The sequence below is a fragment of the Kitasatospora sp. NPDC056181 genome, from assembly GCF_042266225.1.
Taxonomy (GTDB): domain Bacteria; phylum Actinomycetota; class Actinomycetes; order Streptomycetales; family Streptomycetaceae; genus Kitasatospora.
On the sequence record NZ_JBHJUK010000286.1, the window covers coordinates 1 to 4202 of the forward strand.

Consider the following 4202-nt stretch of genomic DNA (forward strand, 5'->3'; position numbering starts at 1 on the left):
GCCGGATCCGTCTCGGTGTCGGCCGCCGGGTCCTCCTTGAGGACGGTCCGGCCGAGGTCACGCGGGTCGGAACCGTCCGGGCGCATGTCCTGCAGGGTCACCACGTGCGGCCCGGGCGCCGAGGTGCGTTCGACCACCGCCCCGCCGCCCTGGAGCGGACCGAGCCAGGTGGCCGATGAGACCTCGCGGTCCTCGCTGAGCACCACCTGCGGTTCGTCCTCCGAGAGCGCTTTCACCCGGAAGACGTGGTCCCAGTCGCCCTCACAGGAACACGTCCGGTCCGGGCTGAGGAAGAGCAACCCGTTCCCGTCGGGCAGCCAGGCTGCCCCGTGCGTGCGCCACTGCGCCCGCGGACCCGCCAGCAGCGGCCCGCCGGTGCGCCCGTCGGTCCACCGCAGCCGGGGCCCGGCGGCTCCGGTGGCGGTGTACGCGATCCGGTCCCGCGTCGCCGGCCCGTCCACCGGGTTCCACACCGGCTCGGTGCCCGCGCCGTCGGCGGGGTCGGAGACCCGCGTGGCGGGGCCACCCCGCAGCGGCCGCACGTAGACCTGCCGGCCGGCGGCCCGGTCACCGTCGGAGGAGTACGCCAGCCGCGCGCCGTCGGGCGAGACCGTCGGGTGCTCCTCGTTCGCGGGGGTGTCGGTCAGCCGGGTCAGACCGGTGCCGTCGGTGCGCACCAGCCACAGGTCGCGCTGGGTGCCACCGGCCCCGGCGGGCTGCGCCGCGTCGAAGACGACCGCCCGGCCGTCCGGCGTCAGCCGCGGGTTCGCCGCGTCCAGACCGCTGGTCAGGCGGCGCACCGAGCCGTCGGCGGAGCGCAGGTAGACCTGCGGGGTCTGCTCGTCGCGGCGGCTCGCGAAGACCAGCCGGTCGTCCAGGGCGGCGGGCTCGACGTCGAAGTGCGCCGGGCCCTCGCCGAACAACGGGGTGCTCGACTTGTCCGTCACCACCCGGCCGAGGCTCCGGTGGCGGGTACCGGCGTACGCGATCCGGCTCTCCCCGGCATCGGCGCCCGGGGCCCGGGCCTCGGTGTCGCCCGGGCCGGCGGCCGCCGTCACCGCGAGCAGGGGCGCCAGCAGCAGCAGCGACGCAGCGGCCCTTCCCCAGCGGTGTCGCCGACTGCCGGAGTCACCCGTGCCCATCACGGTCCCACCTCACAGTCCGGTCCAGTGATCCACGTCCGACGGCTTGTCCACGTCCGACGGCGCCACCCTGGCGCCCCGCACCCGCGGACCGGCAGGGCCCCGGGGCCGCGCCCGGGGGAAGCACCGGCTGCGCTTTCGGGCAGCCGGTGCCCCCGTACGGTCAGATCAGCCCGTTGCGCAGCGCGTAGCCGACCGCGTGCGAGCGGTTGCGCAACTGGAGGCGGGTGATGACCTCGTGCAGGACGTTCTTGACGGTCCGTTCGGAGTACGAGGTCTTGCGCGCGATCTCCGCGGTGTCCAGGCCCTCCGACACCAGGCGCAGCATGTCCGCCTCGCGCGGGGTCAGCGTGGACAGGGACACGGCGTGCGGATCGAGCGCCGACCGCTGCAGGCTGCCGACGTGGTCGAGGAGCTTCGCGAGCAGGTCACCGGGCAGGACGCCCTCACCGTTCGCCATCGCCAGGACCAGCCGCAGCAGCCGGTCCTGGTCGGCCTCCGCGCGCCGCAGCACGGCGGTGACCCCGCATTCGATGGCGCGTTGCAAGGCGTCCCCCGAGTCGAACGTGCCGACCACGAGCCCGGTGCGCGTGGCGGAGTTGTGGCGCAGCCGGTACAGCAGGGCGGCCGTCTCGTCGTCCACGCTGTCCACGGCCACGAGCGAGACCCGCGCGTCGTGCGCGCCGGCGTCGTCGACCAGCTCGACCTCGGGCCGCTGGCGCAGCTGTTGGACGATCCCGACGTGCAGGACGGGGTCCGAGGCGTACACGGCCACGGTGACCCGTCGGCCGGGGCCGCCGGATGCCGCGTCCTGCGCGGCCCGGGCCGAAGCCGGGGTCGGGGCCAGGACTGGGGGTGAGCCCTGGGCCGGGACGGTCGGCCGCGGGGTGCCGGTACCGGACGGGTGGATGGTGCCGGACGGGTGGACGGTGCTGGACGGGTGGATGGTGCTGGACGGGTCGATGGTGCCAGTGAGGTCGGCGCGGAGCATGAGGCGTACCTGTTCCATGATGCGTATGAGGGGAATTGCCGCAGGGTCAAGTCAACAAAGCTTCTGGACAAAGGAGTTGGAAGGTGTTCGCAGGGGCATCACGGCTGCCCGGGGCCTTGCCCCCGCGTCCGTGGAGGCGGGCGGGGCGGCGGCGTAGCGTCGCGGCGTGACGACCCCAGCAGCCACTCCCAGTTCTGGCGCGCCCGGCCTTGACATCCCGTCGGTGACGGTGACACCGGGCGGTACCGCCTCCACCAGCCTGACCGTTCGCAACGACGGCGACATCGTCGAGGCGTACCGCCTGGAAGTCGTCGGTGACTGCGCGGCCTGGAGCACGGTCGAACCCGCCCGTGTCTCCCTCTACCCCGGCACCTCGGAAACGGTGACCATCCGCCTGGCGCCCCCGCGTTCGCCGCAGGTGCGGGCGGGCGAGGTGCCGCTGGCCGTGAGGGTGCTGCCCACCGAGCACCCCGAGGCGGTCAGGGTCCCCGAGACCACCGTGCGCGTCGAGGGATTCCGGGAGCTGCGGGCCGAGAGCGCTCCCAAACGCCGCCGCGGATGGCTGCGCGGACGCTACCGGATCGCCGTCCACAATCAGGGCAACCGCCCCGTGCAGGTGGGATTCACCCCGGCCCAACGCGGCGAGGAGCTGAAGTTCGACGTCCGCCCCGCGGAGCCGAAACTGGAGCCGGGCGAGTCGGCCGAGGTGGCGCTGCGGGTCCGCACCGGGAAACCCGTCTGGTTCGGGAAGCCGGTGACCTGGCCGTTCACCGTCACGGTGGCAGAGATCGGGGCCAAGCCCGGCGACGCCGGTGAGGACGACCGGGAGCGACCGCGGACGGAAGCCGAGTTCGTCCAGATTCCGATCTTCCCCACCTGGCTGCTCGCGGTCCTGGCGGCGCTCCTCGCGCTGCTGCTGGCCTGGTTCCTGCTGGTGCGCCCCGCCGTACGCAGCACGGCCAGGGAAGCCGCCGACCAGGCGGTCCAGAAACTGCCGACACCCACCGAGGCGGCGGCCGGCCAGACTCCGGCGACCAACCCCGGGCAGCCGGGCGCCGGGATCAAGAGCACCCCGCCCGGCGCGGGCGCGGGCGGCACGGGAACGGGTACGGGCGCCGGAACGGGTACGGGCACCGGAACGGGCGGCGACGCCGGGGCCGGGCCTGGTGGCGGGCAGCAGAGTTCGGCCACCATCGACCTGGCGACCGCCGGCGGGGAGACCAAGACCGGTACCTACACCGTGCCCCCGGGCAAGACGTTCGGGATCACGGACATCGTCGTCGCCAACTTCCAGGGCGACGAGGGCGTCGTGACGATCGGTTTCGGCGATCGCAAGATCACGACGATCGCGCTGGAGACGTTCCGTAACCAGGACTACCACTGGGTCACCCCCATCAGGATCACTGCGAACCAGACCGTGACGGTCCAGGTGACCTGCGCGAAGCCGGGCACCCCGGCCACCGGCCTTCAGGCCCAGGAGTGCCACGAGGTCCTCAACGTGAGTGGCGTGTTGAGCGATCTCAGGTGAACAGATGCCACACGCATCGTCTGTCAGGTTGTCCCCTGGGCAAAGTGGCGCCCCAGCCGTCCTGGCTGAAAACCGACTCTTCGGAGGCCCGGAAGGCACCCTGCTCGTGACTGTACATCCTCATTCCTGCGGCTCCGGAGGGCTCCGGCCTCGTGTTCGAATTGCAAACCTGATGGTCAGTCAAATACGGCTGGATCCGTTCCCTCCCTGTTGACGACCGACCGTTCGGACGCGTCCGAGAAAGTGAGGAAGGACACCGGCGGGCCGTCCTGGCACGTCATCCGGCACCACGGGCCGGCCCGAGTCACGGGCCGGCCCTCCTCGCGGAGCGACGCGTGTTGCGTACCGGTGCGCGTCGCAGGGGTCGGTACGCGTCACGTACCGGTACGCGCCACGTACCGGTGCGCCGGCGGGCCGTGTCGCCGGCCGGCGCCCGGTCGTGCCGGTACGCCTCCTCCGCCCAACCCGCGAGGTCGCGCAGCTCGGTCTTGAGCTCGTCCCAGCTCTTCATCGGGGAGCCCATGGTCCGGATCTCGAAGGG

4 protein-coding genes are annotated in these 4202 nt (G+C 73.0%); 1 reads left to right on the forward strand and 3 read right to left on the reverse strand.

Annotated elements, in window-relative coordinates; all coding sequences use genetic code 11:
* A partial coding sequence (locus tag ACFC1F_RS42750; protein ID WP_376167161.1) for a TolB family protein occupies positions 1–1142 on the reverse strand: 1142 nt, incomplete at its 3' end.
* 163 nt (positions 1143–1305) lie between these two features.
* Entirely contained in the window at positions 1306–2151 is an 846-nt protein-coding gene (locus ACFC1F_RS42755) for a LuxR C-terminal-related transcriptional regulator (protein WP_376167163.1), read from the reverse strand.
* A gap of 196 nt (positions 2152–2347) precedes the next feature.
* Here ACFC1F_RS42755 and ACFC1F_RS42760 point away from each other — a divergent pair, with 196 nt between their 5' ends.
* Positions 2348–3661: a hydrolytic protein gene (locus tag ACFC1F_RS42760; RefSeq protein ID WP_376167167.1), complete on the forward strand. Its 1314-nt coding sequence runs from the start codon at positions 2348–2350 to the stop codon at positions 3659–3661.
* Positions 3662–3965: 304 nt separating this feature from the next.
* Here the strand turns inward: ACFC1F_RS42760 and ACFC1F_RS42765 are convergent.
* A partial coding sequence (locus ACFC1F_RS42765; RefSeq protein ID WP_376167165.1) for a hypothetical protein occupies positions 3966–4202 on the reverse strand: 237 nt, incomplete at its 5' end.